This is a genomic window from Streptomyces sp. NPDC050619 (assembly GCF_040654815.1).
Lineage (GTDB): Bacteria > Actinomycetota > Actinomycetes > Streptomycetales > Streptomycetaceae > Streptomyces.
Genome location: NZ_JBFAIR010000003.1, coordinates 483614 through 508822 on the forward strand (window position 1 = coordinate 483614; position 25209 = coordinate 508822).

The 25209-nt window shown below is 70.3% G+C and carries 19 protein-coding genes and 4 pseudogenes; 11 read left to right on the plus strand and 12 right to left on the minus strand.

Annotated elements, in window-relative coordinates; translation table 11 throughout:
- Positions 1–7: 7 nt before the first annotated feature.
- The 5 genes from AB0I77_RS08220 to AB0I77_RS08240 form a co-directional block, all read right to left on the minus strand.
- Positions 8–2479, minus strand: coding sequence for a CBM35 domain-containing protein (locus tag AB0I77_RS08220; protein WP_363281605.1), 2472 nt, complete (start codon positions 2477–2479; stop codon positions 8–10).
- A gap of 88 nt (positions 2480–2567) precedes the next feature.
- Positions 2568–3398: a carbohydrate ABC transporter permease gene (locus AB0I77_RS08225; protein ID WP_363281570.1), complete on the minus strand. Its 831-nt coding sequence runs from the start codon at positions 3396–3398 to the stop codon at positions 2568–2570.
- Positions 3395–4327 carry a sugar ABC transporter permease gene (locus tag AB0I77_RS08230; protein WP_363281571.1) on the minus strand — a complete coding sequence of 311 codons (933 nt, stop codon included), beginning with the start codon at positions 4325–4327 and terminating at the stop codon, positions 3395–3397. The genes AB0I77_RS08225 and AB0I77_RS08230 overlap by 4 nt, the downstream gene beginning before the upstream one ends.
- A gap of 54 nt (positions 4328–4381) precedes the next feature.
- Positions 4382–5713, minus strand: a complete 1332-nt coding sequence (locus AB0I77_RS08235) for a carbohydrate ABC transporter substrate-binding protein (protein ID WP_363281572.1) — start codon at positions 5711–5713, stop codon at positions 4382–4384.
- 54 nt (positions 5714–5767) lie between these two features.
- On the minus strand, positions 5768–6805 hold the full coding sequence (locus AB0I77_RS08240) for a LacI family DNA-binding transcriptional regulator (RefSeq protein WP_363281573.1): 1038 nt from the start codon (positions 6803–6805) through the stop codon (positions 5768–5770).
- A 155-nt stretch (positions 6806–6960) separates the two neighbouring features.
- On the opposite strand from AB0I77_RS08240, the gene AB0I77_RS08245 reads away from it, so the two are divergent.
- The 9 genes and pseudogenes from AB0I77_RS08245 (at position 6961) to AB0I77_RS08285 (ending at position 17287) form a co-directional block, all read left to right on the plus strand.
- Entirely contained in the window at positions 6961–9057 is a 2097-nt protein-coding gene (locus tag AB0I77_RS08245; protein WP_363281606.1) for an alpha-galactosidase, read from the plus strand.
- A 272-nt stretch (positions 9058–9329) separates the two neighbouring features.
- Complete coding sequence (locus tag AB0I77_RS08250; protein WP_363281574.1) at positions 9330–10007, plus strand: IS607 family transposase; 678 nt, start codon at positions 9330–9332, stop codon at positions 10005–10007.
- Positions 10008–10056: 49 nt separating this feature from the next.
- Complete coding sequence (locus tag AB0I77_RS08255) at positions 10057–12075, plus strand: zinc ribbon domain-containing protein (protein ID WP_363281575.1); 2019 nt, start codon at positions 10057–10059, stop codon at positions 12073–12075.
- Positions 12076–12097: 22 nt separating this feature from the next.
- Positions 12098–12619, plus strand: a complete 522-nt coding sequence (locus AB0I77_RS08260) for a metallophosphoesterase (protein ID WP_363281576.1) — start codon at positions 12098–12100, stop codon at positions 12617–12619.
- A gap of 117 nt (positions 12620–12736) precedes the next feature.
- Positions 12737–12895 carry a hypothetical protein gene (locus AB0I77_RS08265; RefSeq protein WP_363281609.1) on the plus strand — a complete coding sequence of 53 codons (159 nt, stop codon included), beginning with the start codon at positions 12737–12739 and terminating at the stop codon, positions 12893–12895.
- Positions 12896–13007: 112 nt separating this feature from the next.
- A pseudogene (locus AB0I77_RS08270) lies at positions 13008–13217 on the plus strand (GTP-binding protein); the annotation flags it as partial.
- A 76-nt stretch (positions 13218–13293) separates the two neighbouring features.
- Positions 13294–15159 carry a cellulase family glycosylhydrolase gene (locus AB0I77_RS08275; protein WP_363281577.1) on the plus strand — a complete coding sequence of 622 codons (1866 nt, stop codon included), beginning with the start codon at positions 13294–13296 and terminating at the stop codon, positions 15157–15159.
- A 126-nt stretch (positions 15160–15285) separates the two neighbouring features.
- Positions 15286–16079, plus strand: a pseudogene (locus AB0I77_RS08280) (MerR family transcriptional regulator).
- The gene (locus AB0I77_RS08285; protein WP_363281578.1) at positions 16076–17287 is read left to right on the plus strand and encodes a nucleotide disphospho-sugar-binding domain-containing protein; all 1212 of its coding nucleotides are present in this window, start codon (positions 16076–16078) and stop codon (positions 17285–17287) included. Before AB0I77_RS08280 ends, AB0I77_RS08285 begins: the two are co-directional and overlap by 4 nt.
- Before the next feature lie 11 nt (positions 17288–17298).
- On the opposite strand, the gene AB0I77_RS08290 is transcribed toward AB0I77_RS08285, so the two are convergent.
- Positions 17299–18552: a YncE family protein gene (locus AB0I77_RS08290; protein ID WP_363281579.1), complete on the minus strand. Its 1254-nt coding sequence runs from the start codon at positions 18550–18552 to the stop codon at positions 17299–17301.
- A gap of 211 nt (positions 18553–18763) precedes the next feature.
- On the opposite strand from AB0I77_RS08290, the gene AB0I77_RS08295 reads away from it, so the two are divergent.
- Positions 18764–19426 (plus strand): TetR/AcrR family transcriptional regulator, encoded by a 663-nt coding sequence (locus AB0I77_RS08295; protein WP_363281580.1) that lies wholly within the window; start codon positions 18764–18766, stop codon positions 19424–19426.
- Here the strand turns inward: AB0I77_RS08295 and AB0I77_RS08300 are convergent.
- The 4 genes and pseudogenes from AB0I77_RS08300 to AB0I77_RS08315 form a co-directional block, all read right to left on the minus strand.
- Positions 19423–20667 carry a glycosyltransferase gene (locus AB0I77_RS08300; RefSeq protein ID WP_363281607.1) on the minus strand — a complete coding sequence of 415 codons (1245 nt, stop codon included), beginning with the start codon at positions 20665–20667 and terminating at the stop codon, positions 19423–19425. The genes AB0I77_RS08295 and AB0I77_RS08300 overlap by 4 nt on opposite strands.
- A 75-nt stretch (positions 20668–20742) precedes the next feature.
- A pseudogene (locus tag AB0I77_RS08305) lies at positions 20743–21047 on the minus strand (IS982 family transposase); the annotation flags it as partial.
- A 40-nt stretch (positions 21048–21087) separates the two neighbouring features.
- Positions 21088–21585 carry an FBP domain-containing protein gene (locus AB0I77_RS08310; RefSeq protein ID WP_363281581.1) on the minus strand — a complete coding sequence of 166 codons (498 nt, stop codon included), beginning with the start codon at positions 21583–21585 and terminating at the stop codon, positions 21088–21090.
- 53 nt (positions 21586–21638) lie between these two features.
- Positions 21639–23186: an MFS transporter gene (locus AB0I77_RS08315; protein ID WP_363281582.1), complete on the minus strand. Its 1548-nt coding sequence runs from the start codon at positions 23184–23186 to the stop codon at positions 21639–21641.
- Positions 23187–23858: 672 nt separating this feature from the next.
- On the opposite strand from AB0I77_RS08315, the pseudogene AB0I77_RS08320 reads away from it, so the two are divergent.
- Positions 23859–24104: pseudogene (locus AB0I77_RS08320) on the plus strand (IS982 family transposase); the annotation flags it as partial.
- A 74-nt stretch (positions 24105–24178) separates the two neighbouring features.
- Here the strand turns inward: AB0I77_RS08320 and AB0I77_RS08325 are convergent.
- Positions 24179–24511, minus strand: coding sequence for a hypothetical protein (locus AB0I77_RS08325; RefSeq protein ID WP_363281583.1), 333 nt, complete (start codon positions 24509–24511; stop codon positions 24179–24181).
- Positions 24508–25209 (minus strand): cbb3-type cytochrome c oxidase subunit I (locus AB0I77_RS08330; RefSeq protein ID WP_363281584.1); only part of this gene is annotated, 702 nt, incomplete at its 5' end. The genes AB0I77_RS08330 and AB0I77_RS08325, both read right to left, overlap by 4 nt.

Sequence of the window (25209 nt, forward strand, 5' to 3'; positions counted from 1 at the left end):
CGGGGTATTAGCCGACGACGCGCCCCAGCTCGATCCGGTCGATGTTCGGGGCCCACGCGTTCGCGTTGCCGAACGTCACCTGGTTGGCGCCCCTCTTCAGGTCGACCGGGACGCCCAGCGTCCAGTAGTCGTCCCAGCTCCAGGTGTTCTTGAAGGTGACCCTCTGGGGCGTGCCGTTCCCGACCGTGATGTCCGCCGTACGGGACATGATGTCCGTGTTGTAGGCGTGGCCGTTGTCGCGCCGGTCGTTGTGCGCGTACTGGACGACCAGCATGTAGCGGCCGGACCTGGGCGCGTCCACCGTGAACTCGGCGGTGCCGGCCGCGCTGTTGCCGATCCGGCCGATGTAGGAACCGGCGGAGGCGTGGGCGGAGTCGATGAGTTCCGCGCCGCCCGCGAGGGTGGCCGAGGCGCCCTCGTAGGAGAGCGTGCCGGCGGTCGAGCCGCTGCCCGAGACATCGAGGGATCGGACCGAGGCCTGGTAGCCCTGGGCCGTCGTCGCGATGCGGTTGTTGCCGGCCACCAGGTAGAGACGCACGGGCCGGCCAGGTGCCGCCGTCACCGTCTCCCCGTGCAGGGCGAGCTTCACCGCCGCCGACGCTTGCGGCACCACCGTGTAGTAACCGTCGCGCGGGGCGTAGACGTCGAAGACCGCCTTGTCACCCGAGCGCAGGACGAGGGCGCCCGTGCCCACGCCGGCCGACGAGGAGTAGTCGTACGACGGCTTCCCGCTGATGTCCGCCAGTGTGGCCTCGTACGAGGCGGACGGCGCACCGGTTCGGGCGGTCAGGTCGATACGGTCGAGGGTGACCTCGGCGTCGCCCTTGGCGAGCGTCAACACATGCGACCCTGCCGGGAGTTGGACCGTGACATCCTTCTTGGCGCGGTAGGTCCAGTTCTCGGTGGACGGGTAGGTGACCGTGACCGGAGTCCCGCCGTCGACCGACAGTTTCTGTGTGGCGGGGGCGCCGGACTGGTTGCCGTACAGGATCGCCAGGTCGTAAGCCCCGGCCTTGGGTACCGTCACCGTGAAGTCGACCTTGCTGGAGGCCGTGTTGAGGGAGCCGACGTCCTTCGTCCCGGAGGCCGCGTAGCCGTTGGCGTTGCTGACCGTGCCCTGGGTGTAGACCTGGCCGCCTGTGATGGCCGCGTCCTCGGCCTCGTACGACGCCGACCAGGGGACGGAGGCGGCGGACGGGGTGCCCGAGCCGCCGGGGGTGAGGACGATCCGGTATGCCGACATCTTGTGCATGCCGCGCAGCGGGACGGTCACCGTGCCGTCGGCCGCCACCTTCACCTTCGTCCGGGCGAGGACGCGCGGCGTCGCGTGCTGCCCCTCGTAGCCCGACCAGGCGGCCTCCGAGACGGTCGCGGTGACCGTGCGGCCGAAGACGGACGGGGAGACATTCTGGACGACGACGTCGGAGTCACCGGCGCTGCCGCCGAGCAGGACCTGCGCCTGGCGGCGCGAGGTGTCCAGGGAGGCGAGACCCTGGAGGGTGTCGATGGCGTTGGCCTGCGGTGGGGTCACCTTGACGGTGTCACCGGTCATCCCGGCGTACCAACGGAAGAACCACCAGCCACCGTTGGGGATGTTGGACCGGACGACGTTGCCGTCCATGTTTCCGGCGGCGTCCCAGTAGGCCTGGTTGGCGTACACCTTGTTCCGCTCGAACATCGAGACCCACTGCACGAGTTGCCCGGGGACGGACAGGTCGCGGCGGTTGGCGTACTCGTCGATGTTGATTTTGAGAGGTGCTATGCCCAACTGGCGCTCGATCGAACGGTAGTTGTCGTAGTGCGCCTGGAAGTCGCGCAGGGAGCCGGAGCTCAACTCGTGCCAGGTCAGCACCTGGGGCAGGACGTTCTCCCGCTTGGCGAAGGCGAGGAAGTCGGTCATCAGCCGGGTGTGGTAGCCCGTCTCGTTGGGCCCGGCGATCCGCGCGTCGGGGTCGATCGCGCGGATGCGCTGGTACACCGTCTTCCAGTCCTTGAAGAACCGGTCGCGGTTGACCTCGTACTGCGCCTGGTCGGCGACGCCGATGTTGTACCAGATCGCGTCGGGCTCGTTGAACGGGATGTAGACGAAGCGGTCGCTGTTCGGGTCCGCCGACACCTCCTTGGCGATCTTGTCGACCTTGGGGAGATAGTCGTCGATGCCGAGGTCCTCGTAGGGCCACTTGGCGTAGATGTCCTGCATCATCACGTTGATCTCGCCGCCGCCGTTGCGGAAGAACGACTTGGAGACGGAGAGCGCGTCGCCGTTGGGGTGCTGGGCGCCGCCCTCCGGCTTCTGCGAGATGCTGGTGATCTTCAGGGGTTCCAGCGCGGCGTCGCTGGGCACCCCGTCGTCGCTGAGCCCGTACAGCGCGCCGTTGGCGCCGAGCGTCACCGGGCCCTCGGAGGCGCCGAGGTCGACGGTGACGCGCTGGGGGTCGGCCGCGGCCGCGGGTCCCGCCGCGGGGAGGGTGCCGGCCATGGCGGCTGCCGCGAGTACGGCGGTGACGAGGGCGGTTCTCGTACGCGATCTCGTGCGGGTGGGGGTGCTCACGTTGCTGGACCTCCAGTTACTTGACGGCTCCGCTGGTGATTCCGGACACGATCTTTCGCTGGCCGACGAGGAACACGGCGACCATGGGCAGGCTCATCACCACGACGTACGCGAAGACGAGGTGCCAGTTGTTGAGGTAGAGCTGGGCGCTGGCGACCTGGTAGAGGTTCAGCGGGAGGGTCGCCCGTTCTCCGCCGCCGAGGACGAAGAAGGCGTAGAAGATGTCGCTCCAGGCGTAGAGCATCACCATGATCGTCGCGGTGGCGATCACCGGCCTGAGCAGCGGCAGGATGATCCGGGCGAAGATCCGCGCCGGGCTCGCCCCGTCCATCCGCGCGGCCTCCTCCAGTTCCATGGGGATGGCGCGGATGAAGCCCGTCATGAAGAAGATCGACGTGGAGAGGTACATCCCGGTGTAGACGGCGATCATGCCGGGGCGGGTGTTGGCGAGCCCCATCTGCCGCAGCTCCATCACGATGGTGATGACGGCGGGCGGCAGCAGCAGTCCGCTGATGCACAGCGCGTACGCCGCCGAGATCAGCTTGGACTTGCGGCGGGCGAAGACCCAGGCGGCGCCGGCCCCGAGGATCAGGACGAGAGCCACCGAAGGCAGCACGACGAGCAGCGAGTTGACGAAGCCGCGCAGCATCTCGCCCTGGCTGACGGCGTCTTCGTAGTTGCTGCCGGGCTGCCAGTGACCCGGCAGATCGAGGTTCGGTTCGATGGCCTCCGCCTGCGGCTTGGCGGAGGTGACGATCACCAGCCACAGCGGTACGCCGACGGCGAGCCCCGCGAGGAGGAGGACGAGGGCGGGACGGCCGTACCGCCATGCCAGGGACGGGTTCACAGGAGCTGCTCCCTTCGCCGCAGGCCGACGACCAGCGGGATCGCGACCGCGACCACCACCAGGAAGAGGACGAGGCTCATCGCGGAGGCCTGGGCGTACAGGCCCTGACCGAAGATCCGGAACATGTAGATGTTGAAGACCTCCGTGGAGGCCGCGGGCCCGCCGCCCGTGGTGGCCTGCACGATGTCGAAGGTGTTCATCGAGCCGATCAGCGCCGTGGTCACGTTGAAGGTGACGGCCGGCGCGAGCATCGGCCAGCGCACCGACCAGAAGGTCCGCCAGGGGCCGGCGCCGTCGCACTTCGCGGCCTCCAGCATCTCGCCGGGAATGCCCTTGAGCCCGGCCAGATAGATCAGCATGGCCAGGCCCATCCACTTCCAGCCGTGGATGACGGTGACCAGGACCAGCGTCCAGGTCGTCGAGCCCAGCCAGGGAATGTCCGTGCCGAGCACCGAGTTGACGGCGCCGTCCTGGTCGAGGAGGGCCTGGAAGACGTAGCCGGTGGCGAGCGCCGAGATCAGCACCGGCAGGAAGAAGACGGCGCGGAAGAACCGGTTGAAGCGGCTGTCGGCCTCCAGCAGCAGTGCGAGCACCAGCCCGAAGCCGTTCTGGAACAGCGCCGCCAGCAGGGCATACACGAGCGTCGTGCGGATCGCGCGCAGCAGCGTGCCGTCGTCGGCGATGGTCTTGAAGTTGTCGAGGCCGGTGAAGGCGATGTCCGCGTGGTACGAGGACCAGTTGGTGAACGGGTAGTAGAAGTTGAGCAGGTTCGGCACCAGGAAGAAGCCCGCGAAGACGGCGATCGCGGGGAGCGCGAACCACCAGGGGTGGTGCACGGCGGCACGCGGGACCCGTCCCACCGTCCTCGTTCCGCCCGTTGCCGGTTTCTGCTTGCGCGTACGTCGCGTACGTATGGCCGTGTCCGCCATCGGAAGTCCCGCCCGTGGATGTCGGGGAAGTGGGGGAGAGGTCGTCGCAGCCGGCTAGAAGCCCGGTGCGCCCTGGGCCTTGGCCACCTGGGCGAACTGGTCCTGGATCGCCTGGGCGACCTGCTGCGGGCTCTTCTTGTCGAAGATCATGTCGGCCAGGTAGAGATGCGTGTCCGGGGCGACGATCGCCTTGGCCTGGAACACTCCGATGGCCTTGGGCAGGGCCGCGACCTGGTCCTTGGACGTCTGCGGAAGCCCGTCGGGGGTGGGCACGGACGGCTGCACGGACGGGATCTTCATCGCCTTGATGTAGTCGGCGTAGTCCGGTCCGAGCCAGAAGGCCAGGAACTGCCGGGCCGCGTTCTGCCGCTTGTCGTCACCGGTCTTGAAGGCGACCACGCCGTTGGTCTGGTCGGGCGAGTACAGGCCGGTCGCGGAGGAGTTGGCGATCGGGAACCAGCCGATCTTCTTGTCGATCTCGGCCGTGGAGTACTTGGCCTGCAACTGGCTCTGGAAGGAGGTGACATTGAGGACCATGCCGGCCTCGCCCTTCCACAGCGCGTCGGCCTGTCCGGTGAAGGTGCCCGTCTTGTAGTTCTTCTGGGCGAGCCCGGCGCCGAGCAGCTTGTCCTTGTACTTCTTGATCGCGCCGACGACGACCGGGTCGGTCCACTTCTTCTTGTTCGCGTTCAGATCCGCCCACCACTGCTTGTCCAGGTCGGTGAGCTGGACCTGCATCTGCCACTGGAGGGGCCACTTGTCGCCGCCGGCCTCGTAGAAGGCGGCCGCGTCCGTGCCGTCGACGACCTTGTGGCCGAGGGCCAGCAGTTCGTCGTACGACTTGGGGAGGTTCTGCTCGGTGATTCCTGCCTGCTTGAAGACGTCCTTGTTGTAGTAGACGCCGAGCATGGCGGGGCTGGTGACGATCGCCGCGTACCGCTTGCCGTCGATGACACCGAGCGTCCGCTCGGTGCCGCCGAGCTTGGAGACCCACTCCTCCCCGTCGAGGGTGAGGAGGTTCTGCTGCGGCTGGATGAACGGCAGCGTGGAGATGGACGGCTGCCAGAACATCAGGTCGGGCCGGTCGCCTGAGGCCAGCTTGGTCGGCACGTTCTGCTCGTAGAGGTCCGGGATCGCCTCGGTGTCCACCTCGGCACCGGTGGCCTTCTCGAAGGCGTCGATGACCTGCTTCGGTGCGGTCACCGTGTTCTGCGCGGTCCACATGGTCAGCTTCACGCCGTCCAGGCGGGCGGTCGGGTCGACCGCCGTCTGCTTCGCGTCCGAGCCGGAGTCGCCGGAATCGCCGGCGGTGGGATCGCTGCACGCCGTGGCGGCCAGGGCGGAGATACATATCAGTGCCAGCGCGGGGAGAGCTCTTGTCTTCATCACGTACCTCAAGTGCCTTTCACAGACGGGGAGTTCAGGACAGCGGTGCCGAGGTCACAGTTGATGGCGGACGGGGCCCGAGCTCTCCCGCACCACCAGCTCCGGTACGGAGACGGGATGCGGGGCGATCGGCGCGGACTCCTCCAGCACCCCGTGCAGCAGGGCGAACGCGGACCGGCCGAGGCCGGTGAAGTCCAGGCGCACGGTCGTCAGCGACGGAGTGAGATAGGCGGAGTGCGGGGCGTCGTCGAACCCGGCCACACTGACCTCGCCGGGGACGGACCGGCCGGACTCGTGCAGGGCGCGCAGCACCCCGAGCGCCAGGTCGTCGTTGCCGCACAGGATCGCGGTGACGGCCGGGTCCCGCGCCAGCTTCCGGCCCGCCGCGTGGCCGCCCGCCGGACCCCAACTGCCCTGTACCGGGCGGGGTTGTGGCGCTCCGGCCTCCGTGAGCGCCTGCCGCCAGCCGGTGGTTCGGGCACTGGTGCGCCGGGTGCTGGACGGGATGGCCACGTAGTGCACGGTCTCGTGGCCCAGGGACAGGAGATGGCGGGTCGCCTCGTAGGCGGCCTCGCGGTCGTCGGTCCACACCCAGGGGTGGCCGGGGTCGGGCGTGCTCGCGGGGGTCTCCACCACGCCCACGACCGGCAGTTCGGCGGGGACGGCGCCCAGGGCCCGTACGCCGGACGGGTCGTAGGCGATCACGATCAGTCCGCCGCTCGCGTCCGCCGCCCGCCGCACCTCGGCGGCGACCGCGGCCTCGTCCGCCGATTCGAGGACGCCGATGCCGACCGCGTAGGAGGCGGCGCGGGCGGCCTCCTCGATGCCCTGGAGGATGGAGGCGTAACCGTAGTGGGTGGTGTTGGCGGTCAGCACGGTCACGGCCCTGCTGCGCCCGCTGGCCAGGGCGAGCGCGGTGGCGTTGCGCCGGAAGCCCAGCTCGTCGATGGCCGCGAGCACCCGCTCCCGGGTGGACGGCTTGACGCTTGGATGGCCGTTGATCACCCGGGAGACGGTCTGGTACGAGACCCCGGCGGCCGTCGCCACGTCCCTGATGCTCGCCGGGCGCCTTGTGTGACCGGTCACATTCATGCCAGGATTGTGACCGGTCACACTGAGGTCGTCAAGAGACCGTAACAATGGATTCACGCGACTGACGCGGACCGCCGGCCCGGCGGCTCAGGAGCGGTATCAGGATCGGTAACCAGGAGGGGAACACCTTGACCGGTACGGCGGGTTCGGCGGGCATGGCCTCCAACGGCCTGTTCAGTTGGGGTCACTCGGCACTGACGGTCCAGTTCGCCCCCGCCTCCGACGGGACGCTGCGGCTGATCCGGCTCACCCGCCCCGGCGAGTCCGCACCGTCGGCCGACCCCGAATCGGCCCTCCCGCTGGTCGAGTTGACGGCCCTCGGCCATGGCAGCGGCTGGTCCGGCCCGCGCTTCACCGGCACGGCCTTCGGCAGTCGCCTGCGGTACCGGGACCACCGCCTCGGCTCACGCGCCGACCGGGAGTGGCTGACCGTCGAACTCCACGACCCGGCAAGCGGATTGACGGCCTTCGTCGAGCTGACGTCCCCCGCTGGTCTGCCGGTGCTCCGCTCCCGGGTCCGGCTCCGCAACGACGGCGCCGAGCCCCTGGTCGTACAGTCCGTCAGCAGTCTGCTGCTCGGCGGCCTGCCCGCACCGGACGCCCTCGACGTGCACCGGGCCCGCAACGACTGGCTCGCGGAGTGCCGTTGGTACGCCGAGCCGCTGCGGGACACCGTCGCCGACATCAACGCGGAAGCCCATCAGCACGACAGCCGGGCCGCCCTCGTCCTGGTCGGGCGCGGCAGCTGGCCCACCGACGGCCACCTGCCGATGGGCGCGCTGACGGAAAGGGACGGCGGCCGGACCTGGCTGTGGCAGATCGAGTCCCCGGCCGGCTGGCGCTGGGACCTGGGCGAACGCGCGCACGGTACCTATCTGGCGCTGAACGGACCCACGGACGCCGAGCACCAGTGGCGGGTCCGGCTCGCACCGGGCGAGGAGTTCACCACCGTGCCGGGCGCCCTGGCTCTCGGCACCGGCCTCGACGAGGCGATGGGGGCCCTGACCTCGTACCGCCGTGCCGTACGCCGTCCGCACCCGGACCACATCGCGCTGCCCGTCGTCTTCAACGACTACATGAACACGCTGATGGGCGACCCGACGACCGAGAGGCTGCTGCCGCTGATCGACGCGGCGGCCGAGGCGGGCGCGGAGTACTTCTGCATCGACTCGGGCTGGTACGACGACGACACCGAGGGCTGGTGGGACAGCGTCGGCGAGTGGCTGCCCTCGCCGCGCCGCTTTCCCGACGGCGGCATCCAGGCGGTCCTGGACCGGATCCGGGAACGCGGCATGGTGCCCGGGCTGTGGCTGGAGCCGGAGGTCGTCGGGGTGCGCAGCCCCGTCGCGGCCGCGCTCCCGCCGGACGCCTTCTTCCAGCGCGACGGCGTACGCATCGGCGAACAGGGCCGCCACCAGCTCGATCTACGGCACCCGGCCGCCCGCGCGCACCTCGACAAGACGGTGGACCGGATCGCCGGCGACTGGGGCGTGGGCTACCTCAAGCTCGACTACAACATCGTGGTCGACCCGGGCACCCGCGCCCCCGGGGATCTCGCACCGGGCGCCGGACTGCTCGGCCACGCCGAGGCGTACCTGGACTGGCTGTCCGGCGTACTGGACCGGCATCCGGCGCTGGTGATCGAGAACTGCGCCTCCGGCGGCATGCGCATGGACGGCGCCACGCTGGCCGTCACCCAGCTCCAGTCCACCAGCGACCAGCAGGACCCGCTCCGCTTCCCGCCGATCGCCGCCGCCGCACCGACGGCGGTCCCGCCGGAGCAGGGCGCCGTGTGGGCGTACCCGCAGCCCGAGTTCGACGACGACCTGATCGCCTTCACCCTGGGCGGGGCGCTGCTCGGCCGCATCCATCTGTCCGGCCATCTGAACCGGATGTCGGACCACCAGCTGGGCCTCGTGCGGGACGCGGTGGCCACGTACAAGACGATCCGCGGGGATCTCGCGCGGGCCGTGCCGTTCTGGCCGCTCGGACTGCCGGGGTGGACCGATGAATGGCTGGCGCTGGGGATGCGGGTGCCGGAGGGGCCCTCGTATCTTTCGGTGTGGCGCCGGGGCGGGGAGGCAGAACTCCGGCTGCCGGTAAGGCACTTGGTGGATCAGGGGGTTCGTGTCGAGATCCTGCACCCGTCCGCTCCGACCGCCGGCTCGGCGGTGTGGGACGGTGACGGACTGCGGGTGTCGCTGCCGCGCTCGCCCGCCGTATTGCTGGTCCGTCTCGTGCCGGGTGCGTAGGTCCGTCTCATGCCCGGTGCATAGGGACGGGTGCATAGAGACGGGTGCATCGGGATATGCGCCGAGCGTCGAGTACCTTCAGATCGGGGGATCAGGGGAGTCGACCGGCCTAGGGTTGATTGCAGTCGTTGGTTTTACCTGTGTTTCCTGGGTGTGGCTGCGTATCACGGTCTGCTGGGGGCCGGGCTGGTACGCGTTGTTTTCACATGATTGAGCGACAGGTGGACTGGCCTGTGGATAGCTCGTGTTGGGGCCTTTGTAGCGTCCTGGATATGGAACTCCTTCGTTTGTCGGTAGCCGCGCGTCGGGTGGGTCTGCATCCCGACACGCTGCGGGTGTGGGCGGATGCCGGCAGGGTTGCGGTGGTGTGGGTGGGGCGGGAGCGCCGGTTTTCGACGCAGGCGCTCGCGGAGTTGATCGAGGGTGAAAGTCCTGAGGTGGGGACGCGGCGTGAGGCGTTGTACGTACGGGTGTCGGGCCGGACGGGGCAGGAGTCGTCCCTGGCCGCGCAAGAGGCGGAGTTGCGGACCACCGCGACCGGCGAGGTGGTGGCGGTGTTTAGGGACCGGGCTTCGGGGCTGCGGGAATCGCGGCCGGGGCTGGACCGGTTGCTGCGGCGGGCGCGCGGGGGCGAGTTCACCCATGTGCGGGTGACTCACGAGGATCGGCTGGCCCGTTTCGGTACCGCGTGGATCACCGCGTTGCTGGAGCGGGATCAGGTACGGGTGGAGGTCCTGCATCCCTGCCGCGGAACACCGGGTGGGAGTGAGGAGCTGCTGGCTGACTTCATGATGCTGGTCGCCTCGTTCTCCGGCCGGATGTACGGGATCCGCTCACGGCAGGCCCGTCAGCGTCTGCTGGAGGCGGCTGCCACGCCACGGGCGCAGCACCGGAGTGTGGAATGTCAGGGCGGGGAGGTGGACGGTGCGGCGGAAGGTCCAGCTTGGTGAAGGGGAGACGGAGCGCATCGCGTGTGCCTGCGCGTCCGCGTTCCGGGGCATGGACACGGTCACCGGCGAGGTGTGGGGCGCGGATGTGCTGGCCGAGCGGGTGGGCTGGCTGGCGTCCCTGGTCGAGACGCTGTGCACCGAGGTCACCTCGGCACACTGGAACCGGCCCGACCTCGCGCAGCTCGCCTCCGGGAGGGACTTCTGCGGTGCCCGGCTGCCGTCGAACGCCTGGACGGCGGTGCGTACGCTGGGCTGGGGCGCGGTCGTACCCGACGGGCTGTATCTGCCGGACCGGGTGCGCAGGGTGGCAGAGGAGCAGGCCGGGCGGGCGCTGCGGTCGGCCTGGTGGCGCAGCGAGATCACCGACGCGGTCCTGGCCACCTGGCCCACCGGTCCGGATGCCGATCCCCTGCGGCGCAGTGAGGGTGAGTGGGCAGCGTTGCGGGCATCGTGCCCGGACGGGCACGCGGTGTCGGCCTGCGTACTGCGCGGACGGACCCGTCAGATTGCCGCTTTCCAGGCGGCGCAGGGCGGCCGTCTGCCAGTGGATGTGTGTGCGCTGGAATCAGCTCCGGGTGGTGGGCGGCAGGTGGTGCTGGCCGCCGCCGACAAGCAACTGTGCACCCTGACCCGCTGCGAGGACGACCCCGCCCACTACGGGGTGCTGACCCTCCGGCTGCCGGTGCGCCCCGATCCGCGCACCCGCCACGACTGGCATGCGGCCGTGATCCGCTTCCGGCTCCCGCCGACCATCCCCCTGGCCGCCGCCCTGCACGCCCCCACCCTGCGGGTGCGCGGCGGCCGACTGCGGCTGGATGTCGCGTTCACCATCGCCGCGCCCAGGACCCGCCCCGGCGGGCATACCCGTGCCGTCGCCTTCGACTACGGGCTGGGCACCTTGCTCACTGGCGGCACCCTGACCCTGACCGGTGGCGCCCAGCCGACCGTGGTCACCGACGGACGGCCGGTGTTCTTCCGCCCGGACGGGATCCTGGCCAAGGCCGACCGGCTCCGCATCCTCGGTGAACATCTGTGGACCAAGACCGCCCATCTGCAAGCCCTCGTCGACGGGCGGGCCGTGGCCGGGCAGTGGCCCGAGCCACTCACCACAGCGAAGCTGGCGGTCCTCAAGACCGAGCACGCGGCGGTCAGCAGGCGGCGGACGAAACTGAACGAGCAGCTGGCCAAGGCCGCCGCCCGCTTCATGGTCGAGACAGCCCGCGCAGCCCGGGCGACGGTGATCTACCTGGAGGATCTGCGGAACATGGAGGCACGCGGCAAGGGCCGCACCCTCAACACCCGCCTGTCCTCCTCGGTCCGCGGACAGATCGTGACCCACACCCGCCACCAAGCCGCCGCCTACGGGATCGCGGTGGTCATCGTCCCGGCCCGGGGCACCTCGAAGTACTGCCCCCGCTGCCTGCACGCCTTCCGCCACCACACCGCCCCTGACAACACCAAGCCCGGCTGGAAATGGGCCACCTGCCCCAACACCGCCTGCGGTTACAGCGCGGACCGCGACGTGGCCGCCTGGCAGCGCATCGGCGCACGCGGACTGACCCACCAGCACCTGACCGTCCTGGACCGATGCAGCGGCACGTATGTGATCCGCCGCACGGTTCAGGAGCTGGACCAGCCGGTCCGGCACACCCCCCACCCCGGCACCGTCCCTTCGTCCGGTCCTGCGCAGCCTCGCGCCGCGGCGGACCGGACGAAGACGGCGCCGACGAGAAACCGCCCTGCGCCCAGGCAGCGACGCAGGGTCCCCGCCCCACCCGCAACCTCCGCAGCGCGAACCGCCGCTACGGGCCCGGGTGGACAGCGTCCGGCGGGGCGGCAGCCCCAGTCACCAAGGCGCCACCCCCAGTGGCGCGGACGGCGGCAGGCACCGCACACGATGAGCAACCCCACCCGGCACCAGCCGCGCGGGGCCAGACTCGGCGCAGGGTTCCACCTGAATGCCCACGCCACCCCCGTCACATCACGGGCACGGCCATCCGGGCAGCCGAGAAGCTTTTCCCAGGACCGGAGCCGGGCCCAAAACCCAGCCCCACCCAGGAAAACCTAAGCTCATCTGCGACGCTGACCCCGTGCGCCTGCTCCTGATGTCCGACACCCACCTCCCCAAGCGAGCCAGGGAACTCCCCGCGCCGCTGCTGGCCGAGCTCCCGCACGCCGATGTCGTGTTCCACGCCGGGGACTGGGCCGACACCGCCACCCTCGACCTGCTGGAGAGCCGCAGCCGCAGGCTCGTCGCCGTGTACGGCAACAACGACGGGCCGCCGCTGCGCGCCCGGCTCCCCGAGGTGGCGTACGCCGAACTCGGCGGACTGCGCTTCGCCGTCGTGCACGAGACGGGCCCCGCCCAGGGCCGCGAGGCACGGTGCGCCGCGCGCTTCCCGGACGTCGACGTCCTGGTCTTCGGGCACAGCCACATCCCCTGGGACACCACCGCGCCCACCGGCCTGCGCCTGCTCAACCCGGGCTCCCCGACCGACCGCCGCCGCCAGCCCCACTGCACCTACATGACGGCGACCGTGTCCGACGACCGCCTCACGGACGTACGGCTGCACCGCCTGCCTCCACGACAGCCGGCGGCGCGCGGCCGGTAGCTCGCGGCCGGCAGCGGGATTGTCGGACCTGGCTGGTTCCAAGACGCCGAGCCGCTGGTCAGCACCAGGGAGGCGAGCGCGAGGGCGTATCCGTCGACTACCCACCGAAGGCCCCCGATGTCGGTCCCCAGGACCGGTGCGGGCACGAACTGGCGGGCACTGCACCTGGCGCTCACCCGACTCGCTGAACAGGACCCGCTGATCGGCCTGCGGCACGACGAGGTCCGGCGGGAGATCCTCCGGCTCTCGCCGTCCAGGGCACGATCAAGGCGCTGAAGACGCGCACCCCACGCGGCCCCACACCTCGAAGCCAGGCCTCTCGCTGCGATCTGCGTATGGGAGAAGGGCTCAGTGATCCGGGCGAGCCCGGACACACGCCGGCTCCGGCGTACTGGAGGGTAAGATTCCGGCCGATTGAGTACACGCGCTGGAGCAGCGTCTGCCGGGCCTCACGCGAGGCGAGGGTGAACTGGAGAGCGCCTTCGACCACTACGCCCCGGTCACGCGAGGCGCGGTTCCGCGACGTCCGCGTGCCGACCACCACCCGCTGGACCGCGGGGAGTATCCGCTGAACGTGACGCGCCGTGTCGGCGGCTGAGCCCTCGGTGGTGGCCGAGAGTGAACTTACTCCAGGGTCAGCAGTGTTGACGGTTTCGCGATCCCGCCGGACTGTGATGGACATGCCGAATACTCGCGCGCGTCTGCTCGTTGTTCTGGTGGTCCTCTCCGGATGCCTGACGGCCGCGGGCGTGCGGCCCGCCACCGCCGAAGCCCTCCCCGACTCCCTCTGGTTCGACGACAGCCCCGTCACCGTCCAGGACGGCCGTTTCACCGACAGGCACGGCCGCGAGATCGTGCTGCGCGGCTACAACGTCTCCGGCGAGACCAAACTGGCGGAGAACAAGGGCCTGCCCTTCGCCTCGGTCGCCGACGCGAAGAAGTCCGCGACCGCGCTGCGCGCCCTCGGCGGCGGCAACAGTGTCCGCTTCCTGCTCTCCTGGGCGTACGCCGAACCCGTGCGCGGCCAGGTGGACACGGCCTATCTGGCCGCCGCCACCGACCAGATGCGCGCCTTCCTCGACGCCGGCATCCGCGTCTACCCCGACTTCCACCAGGACCTCTACTCCCGGTACCTGTTCGATCCGGACAGCTGGTACACGGGCGACGGCGCCCCCAAGTGGGCGGTGGACGCCGGGAACTACCCGGACGAGAGCTGCGGGATCTGCCTGTTCTGGGGCCAGAACATCACCCAGAACGAGGCCGTGAAGCGGGCGACGTACGACTTCTGGCACAACGCGTACGGCCTCCAGGACGCGTTCCTCACCACGGCCCAGAAGACCATGGCCTACGTCAAACAGCACGTCAGCGCCGCCGAGTTCGCGGGGGTCGTCGGCTTCGACCCCTACAACGAACCGCACGCCGGCGTCTACGACTCCGGCCAGACCAGCCGCGCCTGGGAACGCGACGTGCTGTGGCCCTTCTACGAGAAGTTCCGCGCCCGCATGGACACGGCCGGCTGGCAGGACAAGCCCGCCTTCGTGGAGCCGAACCTGTTCTGGAACGCCAACATCAGCTTCCAGAAGCAGGAGGGCGGACTGCTGGACGCCGGCACCCTCGGCCCGGACTACGTCTTCAACACCCACTTCTACGACCAGAAGGCCATCTCCGGGATCTTCATGCCGGGCAAGGCCGCGGACGGCCAGTACTCGGCCGACTTCGGGACGGTCCGCGACCGCGCCGCGGCCACGAACACCGCGGGCATCATCAGCGAGTTCGGCCATCCCCTGGCGGGCAACGTCTCCGACAAGGCCCCCACGGTCCTGAAGGGGATGTACCAGGCGCTCGACTCCCGTCTGCCCGGCGCGAGTTGGTGGTCCGATCCGACGGCCTCCGGCTCGGTGCTGTCCGGCACGCAGTGGCAGTGGGACATCTACAACGGACGCCACCGCGAGCTGATGAACGGCAACCCCGACAAGGTGCTCACCTCCGGCGACGCCTGGAACGACGAGGACCTGTCGGCCGTACGCCTCGACGACACGGGGAAGGCGGCCCTGCGCCAGGACGCCCGGCTCCTCGACCGCGTCTACCCGAGCGCCACGGCCGGCACGACGGTCGGCTTCACCTACGAGGACCGCTCCCGCGACGGCTCCACCACCCTGACCTGGAACCCGGTCCCGAGCTCGCTCCCCAATGTGGCCCGGCTGGTCGGTTCGGGGCAGTACGGGCTGCTGCTGTGGCGCTCCGACGGCTCCTCGGCGCCCACCGAACTGCACCTCCCGGCGTCCTTCCCGACCTCGACGACCACGGTGGTCTCCGACCTGGGCACGTCCTACGCCCCGCCCGCGTACACGAACTCGACCCCGATCGCGGCGGCCCCGGAACCGGGCGGCACGGGAAGCCGCCGCCTCCTGCTCACCGCACCGGACAACGGACAACCGCACTACGCGCTCGTGACCAACGGGACGACGGCCCCCTCGGCGGCCCTGCTGAACGCGGCCCGCTCCGAGCTGTCCGCGTGGGCGGCGCAGCGGGTCGGCTGAGGGCGTCGAGGGGCGACTGAGACGCGACTCAGGGGCGATTGAGAGGCGATTGAGAGGCTGCTGAGAGGCGGTTGACCCTCCCCTTACGTCAGGGTTCAGGCTGTACCCCGACGAAAGGGCAGGTGAATGAGCTACTCCGTGAGGCAGGTCGCGTCCTTCGCCGGAGTGACGGTGCGCACGCTGCACCACTACGACCGGACGGACCTGCTCACGCCCAGCACCCGCAGCCGGGCCGGGTACCGCCTCTACGACGAGGCCGACCTGGCCCGGCTCCAGCAGATCCTCTTCTACCGCGAGCTCGGGTTCTCCCTCGACGAGATCGCCGCCATCCTCCAGGACCCGCAGGCGAATGCCCTGGTCCAGCTGCGTGCGCGGCAACGGCAGTTGGCCGAGGAGATCGCCAGGCTCCAGCGCCTCGCCGAGGTCGCCGAACGGGCCATCGAGGTCCAGCAGACCGGGGTGTCCCTGACCCCGCGAGAGCGCTTCGAGGTCTTCGGCGAGATCAGCTTCGACCTCAGCTACGCCACCGAGGCGCGGCTCAAGTGGGCCGACTCGGAGGGACAGCGCGAGTCGATGGCGCGGGCCGCCGCCCACAGCAAGGAGGACTGGCGGCAGCTGATGGGCGAGGCCGCGGACTGGCGGGCCGAGTTGCTCGCGGCCTTCGACGCGGGGGAGCCCGCCGACGGCGAACGGGCCATGGCCCTCGCCGAGGAGCACCGGCAGCACATCACCCGCTGGTTCACCACCTGCCCGCCGGACATGCACCGGCGTATCGCGGACGACTTCGTCGCCGACCCGCGCGCCTTCGCCCTCGTCGTCCCGCCCTAGGGCCCGGCCTCGCCGCCTACTTGGGCAAAGCCGTGCACGCCAACGCGTCCCGGATCGAGTCCGCATCCACCGAATCCGAGGAGCAACGATGAGAATCCTGATCGCCGCGGCCGGATCGCGCGGCGACGTCGCGCCCTACACGGGGCTCGGTGGAGAGCTGCGCAGGGCCGGCCACGAGGTCGCCCTCGCCACCTCGGACGCCTTCGCGCCCCTGGTGCGGGAGGCCGGGCTGGAGTTCCGCGCGCTGCCCGCCCGGACGGAGAGTGAGGGCGGCGGCACGCCGAACACACGCGAACTCATGCGTGCCGCGGCCGCGTTCGTCACCGAGCTCGGACAGGGCTTCGCGGACGCGATGGCCCGAGGCACGGACCTGCTCCTGCTGTCGACCACCACGGCTCCGCTCGGCTGGCACCTGGCCGAGGCCACCGGCACACCGGCCGTCGGCGCCTATCTCCAGCCCGCAGGCCCGACCGGCGACTTCCCGCCCGTCGTCACGGGCGCCCGCTCACTGGGCCGCCTCGGCAACCGCATGGCCGGACGCCTCGCCCTGCGCATGGCCGACCGCCTCTACACCCAGGCCGTCACCGAGCTGCGCCGCCGCCTGGACCTGCCTCAGCTCGCGCCCCACGCGATGCGCCGACGACAGGAGCAGGCCGACTGGCCCGTCCTGCACGGCTTCAGTTCGACTCTCGTTCCGCGCCCCTCGGACTGGCGGCCGGGCCTCGACGTCGTCGGCACCTGGTGGCCGTACGCCGACGCCGGCCGGCGACTGCCCGCGGACCTGGAGAACTTCCTGGCGGCCGGGCCCAAGCCGGTGTTCATCGGCTTCGGCAACATGGCGGCCGGACACGGGGAGCGCCTGACCGGCATCGCCGTACGGGCCCTGCGGACGGCCGGACTGCGAGGCGTCCTCCAGACCGGCAGCGCCAAACTCGCGGCCGACGGCAACGACGTCCTCACGATCGGGGACGTACCGCACGCCCTGCTGTTCCCGCGGGTCGCCGCCGTGGTCCACCACGCCGGGGCGGGCACCGCGGCGGCCGGGCTGCGCGCCTCAGTGCCCGCGGTACCCGTGCCGGTGACGGCGGACCAGCCGTTCTGGGCGGCCCGGCTCGCCGCGATCGGCGCCGCCACCGCGCCGATCCCCTTCAGGTCTCTCACCGCCGAACGGCTGGCCGAGGCGCTCGGCCGGGTCGTGAGGCAGCAGTCCTACGCCCGCGCCGCTTCGGCCGCCGCACAGCACCTGGCGACCGAGGACGGGGCGGGCCGGGCCGGGCGGTCAAGGCCCTTGAGCGGCTGACGGGTTGAGCCTCAGGAAGCCGGGCCCGTCCAGCCCGCGGTCACGTGGCCGAGGCGTACACGCTGCGGGTGATCGCCCACCGGTACCGAGACCGTCTTCTTGCCGGTGGCGAAGTCGATGGCCGTGACCTGATCGGCGCCGCTCTCGGAGATGACGCAGCTCTTGCCGTCACCGCTGACGGTCGCCCAGTAGGGCTTGGCGGCGGGGACGAGCGGGCCCTCCTGGAGCGTGGCGCGGTCCACGACGGTCGCGTAGTCGTCCATCGTGCCCGCCACGCACAGCTTGGAGCCGTCCGGTTTCATCGAAATGCCGTGGTGGCGCGAGTCGTTGACGAACGTGGTGCGGTCGTCGCTGGTCGCCGGGTTCTTCGGCAGGGTCTTCGTCCGGGTGATCTTGTCGGTGGCGATGTCGTACTCGAAGAAGCCGTTGAAGAACGACACCTGGAAGTACAGCTTGGACTCGTCCGGTGAGAAGGCGGCGGGGCGGACCGCGTCGGAGTAGTCCTTGAGGCCGATCGCGTCCAGCCGCTCCCGCATGTCGATGACCTTGGCCTCCTTGTACGTAGTCGCGTCGACGACGGTGATGCGCCGGTTGCCCTTCGTCCAGTCCAGCCAGGGGGCGTCGGTCGCGGTGTTCACCTCGCCGATGGACATGTTCCAGATGTACTTGCCGTCGCTGGTGAAGATGTTCTCGTGCGGCTTGTCGCCCGTGGCGAACGAGCCGAGCTGCTTGCCGGTGACGATGTCCAGCACGTGCACGGTGTTCCCGGTCGACGCCGACACCGCGACCCGCTTGCCGTCGGGGGAGACGGCCATGTGGTCGGCGCGGTAACCCGACACGGGGAAGCGCCAGTTGATCTTCCCGGTGGCGAGGTCGATCGAGACGACGTCGGCGAAACTCGGCCGCGAGACGACCACCGAGGTGCCGTCCGGGGTGGAGTACATGTCGTCGGCGAACTGGTCGTGGCCCTCGCCGACGGTGTTGCGGATGGTCATGAAGGCGATCCACCGGATCGGGTCGGCGTTGATCTCCGCCATCCGCTGGTCCTTGTCGGGGATGACGTCGATCCGGCCGATCTTCGCGAAGTCCCCGGTGGACTTGATGACATCGGCGGTGCCGTCCCAGTTGTTGCCCACGAACATCACCTCGCGCAGGGCGGCGGCGGAGGAGTCCGGCGCCGTGGTCGCGGCGGTCGCGGGAGCGGTGACAGTGAGCACCAGGGCGGCGGCTACGACGCAAAGGTGCCGGGGGCGGAAAGCAGGCATGACTGCTCTCTCCTCTGGAGGTGGGCGGCTCGTGAGTAGGACATGCCAAAAGCGGCGGCAGATCTGAACGCGGCAGATCTGAACATGGTCGGCTTCAGAGTCAACTTACTGAAAAGTAAGGAAGGGATGCCCTTCTCCACAAGACTGCGTACACGACAAAATTGGCTGTCGGACGGATGGCCCGACCTCGGGCGGAGCACAAGGAGGCACGGTGACGGGCAGGCTCAGGCCGCCGACCGGCCGCTACGGCGGCAAGTCAGCACAGCAACGGCAGGTCGAGCGGCGCAGCCGCTTCTTGGACGCCGCTCTCCAACTGTTCGGCGACACGCCCGGCTACCGGGCCACGACCGTAGCGGCGCTCAGTGAGACCGCGGGCCTGTCCACCCGTCAGTTCTACGAGGAGTTCCGCACCCTCGAGGACGTCCTGGCCGCCCTGCACCTCCAGGTCAACGACTGGGCCGAGCAGGCCGTCGTGGCCGCGGTGGCCGGCGCGGGCCACCTCTCCCTGCCCGAGCGGGCCGCCGCGATCTTCCGCGCGTACGCCGCGAACGTCACCGGCGACCCGCGCCGCGTCCGCATCACCTTCGTCGAGATCATCGGTGTCAGTCCCCGCCTGGAGGAACAGCGGCTGGCCCGCCGCGCCCGCTGGGTCGACCTGGTGTGTGCCGAGGCACAGGCGGCCGTCGCCCGCGGGGAGGCGGTGCCGCGCGACTACCGGATCGCGGCGGCGGCGTTCATCGGCAGCATCAACGGCCTGCTGCACGACTGGAACGCCGGGTGGGTGGACGCGACGCTGGACGAGATCGTCGACGAACTGGTCCGGCAGCTGCTGGGCATTCTGCGTCCGGTCGGCTGGGAGCTGCCCGCTGTCTAGTGCGGGTGCTGCCGGCTCCCGAGCCGGTTCACCGCGTCCAGTACGGGCGCGATGCCGTCCTCACTCCGGATGCGGATCCCCAGGGTCCGCGCCCGCTGTCGGTGTCCGGGATCCCGGGTGGCCCGGACCAGCGCCGAGGACAGCGTGTCGGCGGTCAGGCGGCGCAGGGGCACGGCGCGTGGGGCCACGCCCAGACTGACCAGTCGCGCGGCCCAGAACCCCTCGTCGAACTGGACCGGCACCGGCACGGCCGGAACTCCCGCGCGCAACCCGGCCGCCGTCGTGCCCGCACCCGCGTGGTGCACCACGGCGGCCATTCGCGGGAAGAGGGCGGAGTGCGGGACCTCGTCGATGGTCAGCATGTCGGCGCCGGTCGCCTCCAGTCCGCCCCAGCCCCGCTGGATCACCCCGCGCAGCCCCGCCCGCCGCAGCGCGCGCACGATCTCGGTGCTGAGCCGCCCGGGGTCGGGCACCGTCGCGCTGCCCAGACCCACGAAGACCGGCGGCGGCCCGGCCTCGATGAACTCCTCCAGGTCGCGGGGGAGTTGAATCTCGCCGTCGTACGGCCACCAGTAACCCGTGATGTCCAGCCCCGCCCGCCAGTCGCGCGGCCGGGACACCACCTGCGGACTGAAGCCGTGGAGTACCGGCCAGCCCTGCCGCTCCCGGGCCCGGAGGGCCGCAGTGGTCCGCGTCCGGGGCAGGCCCAGTCGTGTCCGCACCGCCGGTACGGCCGCGGTGAACACCTGCTCCACGGCCAGGCTCACGCTCAGCCCCGCCATCCGGTTGCCGACGGCTCCCCAGGAGCCGACGCCCAGCATCGGTGGCGCGAACTCCCGGGTAGGGGCGAGTGGTTGGAGATGGACACCCATGCTCGGCAGAGACAGCCCCTCGGCGATGGTGTGCCCCAGCGGGCCGAGGGGCGCGGCGAGGAGCAGCGCGTCGCTCGCCCGGGCCGCCGCCACGAGGTCGTCGGTCATCCGCCCGGCCAGCGCCCGCGCCATCACCGCCAGCCGCACCAGCTTGCCCACGCCGGTCGCACTGCGGTGCAGCCCCCGCCCCCGCGAGGACTCCATCTCAGTCCGCGGGTCCACCGGCAGCGGATGGAAGCGAAGTCCCGCCCGCGCCGCCAGCGGCTCGAAACGGCCGTGGGTGACCAGGGTGACCTCGTGTCCGGCACGGGCCAGACCGTGCCCCAGACCGGTGAAGGGGGCCACGTCGCCCCGGGATCCCGCCGTCATGATGGCTACGCGCACGACCGTCAGTATGGCGGCGAGGCACGCCGCCCGGGGCAAAAGAGCCCGCACACCGGCGAAGGCGAAGCCCCTGTCCGCGATGATCAGCGGTCCGGGCCGGTCGGCGACCAGGTCTTCATCGACGTCGAGCCTGGCCTGGAGCACTTCGCGTTCGTCGAGTTTCGGGTTCGCCGGCGCCCACCGGATCGGCATCCCGGTCGGCGTGCACACCAGGTACAGGCGCAGCCCCCAGATTACGGGAACATCGCTGCGAGGTTCTTGCGGGCTAACCGCGGCCACCGGGCCTCGGAGCGGAAGCCGAGCAGCGCCTGCGCGACCGCGAGCGTGACCAGCTCGGCATCGCTCAACTGCGGTGGGCAGCCCATCCATCGCTCCGCGACGATGGCCGTCGAGCCCCTGTCGGTCTCAGTGGAAGACCCGCTCCACGAACGCGTCGAGGTTGCCGCGCAGGCGCTCGATCTGCTGCTCGACAGTGAGGTGCTCCTCCATGCGCCCGCCCGGTGCCGCCTTCTTCCTGCCCCGTACGTACAACGAGCAGTCCAGGTCGGCGCAGATGTAGAGGCCCACGGAGTTGCCTTCGCGGCCGGCCGGGCCTGCCTTGGGGGCGGTCATGAGGGAGACGCCGCTGCCGGGATGCGTGGTCAGGCACAGCGAGCACAGGCTGCGGCGCAGGAAGCCGCGGTTGCCGGAAGCGGAGCGCAGGGACAGGCCGACGAGTTCATCGGCGCGTTCGACGACGAGATACCTGCGATCGGGCGCGGACAGATCGAACCAGCCCAGGAAGTCCAGGTCGTCCCAGTGGTCGAGGTCCGCCAGGTTCTTGGGCAGGGGGAGGCGTTTGGCCTCGCCCTTCGAGCAGTTGACGAACGAGGTACGGATGTCGTGCTCGGTCAGGGGTTTCATGGAGGATCCTTCGAGGGGTGAGGTGGACGGTGGTGGGACACGACCCCGGCTCGCTAGGCCGGTGCGTCGTTTCCGGCGTGCTTCGGCGTCTTGTGCCGTACGGTGAGGCCCGCTACCAGGGCGGCGAGCAGCAGGACGCCCGCCGAGCACCAGTAGGCGACGGAGAAGCCGTGCACCATGCCTTCGTTGAGGCTCGCGCCGCCGTGGGCCGGATCGTGCGAGTGCGAGTGGACGTAACGACTGGTGGCGCCGGTGGCGATGGTGTTGAGCAGTACGGTGCCCAGCGAAGCGCCCATCTGCTGAACGGTGTTGAGGACAGCCGAGGCCACACCGGCGTCCTGCGCGGGCACGCCGGCGGTGGCCGTCGCGTAGACCGGCATGAAGGTCAGGCCCATGCCCAGACCGAGCAGCAGCAGGGCGGGCAGCACGTGCGGGACGTACTGCGCATGCACGGTCAGGCTGCTGAGCAGCACCATGCCGGCGGCGGCCAGCACCATGCCGGACGACATCAAGGTGCGCGGCGCCGTGCGTGGCAGCAGGCGGGCCGCGATCTGGGTCGCGCCGATGACGATACCGGCCGAAATCGGCACGAAGGCCAGGCCCGTCCGCACCGGCGGGTAGCCGAGGACGACCTGCAGGTAGTACGTCAGGAACAGGAAGACACCGAACATGCCGATGGTGGCCAAGCCCATCGTCGCGAGCGATCCGGCCCGGACACGGTCCTTGACGATGCGCAGCGGCAGCAGCGGGCTCGCCGCGCGGCTCTGCCACCACACGAAGGCGGCGAGCAAGATCACGCCGGCCACGAGCAGCGTGAGCACCGACGGGCTGGTCCAGCCGCGAGGTTCGGCCTCGCTGAAGCCGTACACGAGGGCGACGAGCCCGCCGCAGCCCAGCAGCGCGCCCGGCACGTCCAGCTGCCCGCCCCGGCGGCCGGAGCGGTCGCGCAGGAAGGCCGGTGCGCCGAGCAGGGCGGCCAGCGCGATGGGCACGTTGACGTACAGGGACCAGCGCCAGTTCAGGTACTCGGTCAGCAGACCGCCCACGATCAGCCCGACCGCGCTGCCGCCGCCGGCCAGCGCACCGTAGACCCCGAACGCCCTGGCCCGCTCCTTGGGGTCGGTGAACGTCGTCGTCAGCAGCGACAGGGCCGAGGGCGCCAGGACCGCCGCGAACGCACCTTGCAGGGCCCGCGCCGCGAACAGCGTCCCGGGACCGGCCGCCGCGCCGCCCAGCGCGGAGGCCGCGGCGAACCCGGCCAGGCCGATGACGAAGGTGCGCTTGCGGCCCACCAGATCGGCGATCCGGCCGCCGAGCAGCAGCAGCCCGCCGAAGGCCAGCGTGTAGGCGGTGATCACCCACTGCCGGTCGGCGTCCGACATGCCGAGAGCGCGCTGGGCGGAGGGCAGCGCGATGTTCACGATGGTGCCGTCAAGGATCACCATCAGCTGGGCGAGGGCGATGACGGCCAGCGCCCACCAGCGCTTCGGATCCGGTGCCGGTGCCGGAGTCGCGGTGGGAACCTCGCGGTCCGGGGAACGGTCGGTGGCCGTGGAAGGGGCGGACGGGAGGGGTTCCCCTCCGGGACGTTTCTTGCTCATGGCGATCACGCACGTTTCGTGTCGAAGTGCTGTCGAGACAGCCGGCCAGGGACGGTCGCAGTGGTGACGACGGGCCGGTGTACGCAGCACGGGGACACGGCATGGCGGTGGGGCAGCGGGAACCGCGGACAGCACCCGGGGCCTGCCTCACCAGCTGCGTGTCACTCACGCCGGCGCTCTTGCTGGTCGTGCGGCGGAGAGTGCCGAGATCACGGTGACCAGCAGAAGAAGGGCCCGTCTTCGGGCACGCGCCCCCGCGGCCCGCGCGGCGACGAACCGCGCAGGCCAGGACATCTCGTGACGCGGCATCTCAGGAAGATGCCGAAGACAAGAAACAAGAAGGGGGAAGAGTTACCGCGCGCCGCAGAGGAGGGAGGGCACACGGCCGGAGGCAACTATGGCCGCAACGCATTCGGCACGGTCCATGTCTCTCGCCTCCTTCCGGGCAGGGCACGCGGTGCGTGTCGACGCCGAGCGCGCCGAGCGGGGCGGCAGAGAACCTGCCGCGCGAAATCCCGGACAGGATATCCCATCGACTCGGCGCCCAGCATGGGTGATTGCTTGACAGCTGCTGGTGCAGCCCCGACACGTATGCGGCCTGGCCGCCGCGGGGCTTGATGTCCAGCACGACCCAGGTGCCGAGTAGTCCTGCTGCTCTCGCTCGACCCCAGGCTCGACGTCGATGAAGACCTGGTCGGCGACCGGCCCGGACCGCTGATCATCGCGGACAAGGGCTTCGCCTCCAAGGAGTTCGAGAATGACCCGGTCACGCGTGGGGCCGAACTGCTGCGGCCCTCGTTCAAGCGGGAGAAGAAGCGCAAGGGCGAGGGCCTGCTCAAGTCGGTGCGCCAGCTGATCGAGTCCGTGAACGACACCCTCAAGGGGCAGTTGGACCTGGAGCAGCACGGCGGACGGACGCAACCACAAGACCGGCGCCCCGAGCACGCGGTCGCCGGTCGCATTCGATCACTGAATACATCGGACTTATTCGTCTAGGTGAGACACACCAGTAGGAAAGCCGCGGCCACCGCGGCGCCGCCCAGCAGGCAGCAGGCCAGCAGGTGGCGCCGCAGGTGGCGGTACGCCTCCTCGTACTCGCCCCGCAACTCCCCGGCCCGCGCCGCCGTGCGCTGCCAGGAGGCGCGGGCGAGCGCGAGGTACTCCGCCTCGAACCGGCGCTCCAGTTCCTCCCGCTGAGCGTCGGTCAGCCAGTGGACCGGGGCGGTGAAGCGCGCGGCGGCGGTACGTCCCTCCTCGTGGGTGGCGGCCAGGAGCAGATGGCCCTCGATGCCGTTGAGGAGCGTCTGGGCGTCCTTGGCGCTCATGGGGCGACCAACTCCTTTTCCGACGAAGGGGTGTGGTGCAGGTCGAACGCGGGGGATTCGCTGCGGATCCTGGGAAGGGTGAGGAAGTTGTGCCGGGGCGGCGGGCACGAGGTCGCCCACTCGAGCGAGCGGCCGTAGCCCCACGGGTCGTCGGCAGTGACCGGCTTGCCGTACTTGGCCGTCTTCCACACGTTGTAGAAGAAGGGCAGGATGGACAGGCCGAGGAGGAAGGAGAAGACGGTCGACAGGGTGTTGAGCGTGGTCAGGCCCTCCACCGCCAGATAGTCGGGAATCCGGCGCTGCATTCCGTTCACGCCCAGCCAGTGCTGGACCAGGAAAGTGCCGTGGAAGCCGATGAACAGCGTCCAGAAGGTCATCTTGCCGAGCCGCTCGTCGAGCATCTTGCCGGTGAACTTGGGCCACCAGAAATGGAATCCGGCGAACATCGCGAACACCACGGTGCCGAAGATGACGTAATGGAAATGGGCCACCACGAAATAGGTGTCGGAGGTCGGGAAGTCCAGCGGCGGTGAGGCGAGCATGACGCCCGTCAGGCCGCCGAACACGAAAGTCACGAGGAAGCCCATGGCCCACAACATGGGCGTCTCGAAGCTCAGGGACCCCTTCCACATCGTTCCGATCCAGTTGAAGAACTTCACGCCCGTCGGTACGGCGATCAGGAACGTCATGAAGGAGAA

What these genes read in the sequence shown, in the direction of transcription:
- AB0I77_RS08325 (WP_363281583.1), bottom strand. Translation starts at nt 24,511, where the DNA reads ATGAGCGCCAAGGACGCCCAGACGCTCCTCAACGGCATCGAGGGCCAT.
- AB0I77_RS08315 (WP_363281582.1), bottom strand. Translation starts at nt 23,186, where the DNA reads ATGAGCAAGAAACGTCCCGGAGGGGAACCCCTCCCGTCCGCCCCTTCC.
- AB0I77_RS08285 (WP_363281578.1), top strand. Translation starts at nt 16,076, where the DNA reads ATGAGAATCCTGATCGCCGCGGCCGGATCGCGCGGCGACGTCGCGCCC.
- AB0I77_RS08265 (WP_363281609.1), top strand. Translation starts at nt 12,737, where the DNA reads ATGTCGGTCCCCAGGACCGGTGCGGGCACGAACTGGCGGGCACTGCAC.
- AB0I77_RS08235 (WP_363281572.1), bottom strand. Translation starts at nt 5,713, where the DNA reads ATGAAGACAAGAGCTCTCCCCGCGCTGGCACTGATATGTATCTCCGCC.
- AB0I77_RS08275 (WP_363281577.1), top strand. Translation starts at nt 13,294, where the DNA reads ATGGACATGCCGAATACTCGCGCGCGTCTGCTCGTTGTTCTGGTGGTC.
- AB0I77_RS08290 (WP_363281579.1), bottom strand. Translation starts at nt 18,552, where the DNA reads ATGCCTGCTTTCCGCCCCCGGCACCTTTGCGTCGTAGCCGCCGCCCTG.
- AB0I77_RS08220 (WP_363281605.1), bottom strand. Translation starts at nt 2,479, where the DNA reads ATGGCCGGCACCCTCCCCGCGGCGGGACCCGCGGCCGCGGCCGACCCC.
- AB0I77_RS08230 (WP_363281571.1), bottom strand. Translation starts at nt 4,327, where the DNA reads ATGGCGGACACGGCCATACGTACGCGACGTACGCGCAAGCAGAAACCG.
- AB0I77_RS08240 (WP_363281573.1), bottom strand. Translation starts at nt 6,805, where the DNA reads ATGAATGTGACCGGTCACACAAGGCGCCCGGCGAGCATCAGGGACGTG.
- AB0I77_RS08310 (WP_363281581.1), bottom strand. Translation starts at nt 21,585, where the DNA reads ATGAAACCCCTGACCGAGCACGACATCCGTACCTCGTTCGTCAACTGC.
- AB0I77_RS08255 (WP_363281575.1), top strand. Translation starts at nt 10,057, where the DNA reads ATGGACACGGTCACCGGCGAGGTGTGGGGCGCGGATGTGCTGGCCGAG.
- AB0I77_RS08300 (WP_363281607.1), bottom strand. Translation starts at nt 20,667, where the DNA reads ATGACGGCGGGATCCCGGGGCGACGTGGCCCCCTTCACCGGTCTGGGG.
- AB0I77_RS08250 (WP_363281574.1), top strand. Translation starts at nt 9,330, where the DNA reads ATGGAACTCCTTCGTTTGTCGGTAGCCGCGCGTCGGGTGGGTCTGCAT.
- AB0I77_RS08245 (WP_363281606.1), top strand. Translation starts at nt 6,961, where the DNA reads ATGGCCTCCAACGGCCTGTTCAGTTGGGGTCACTCGGCACTGACGGTC.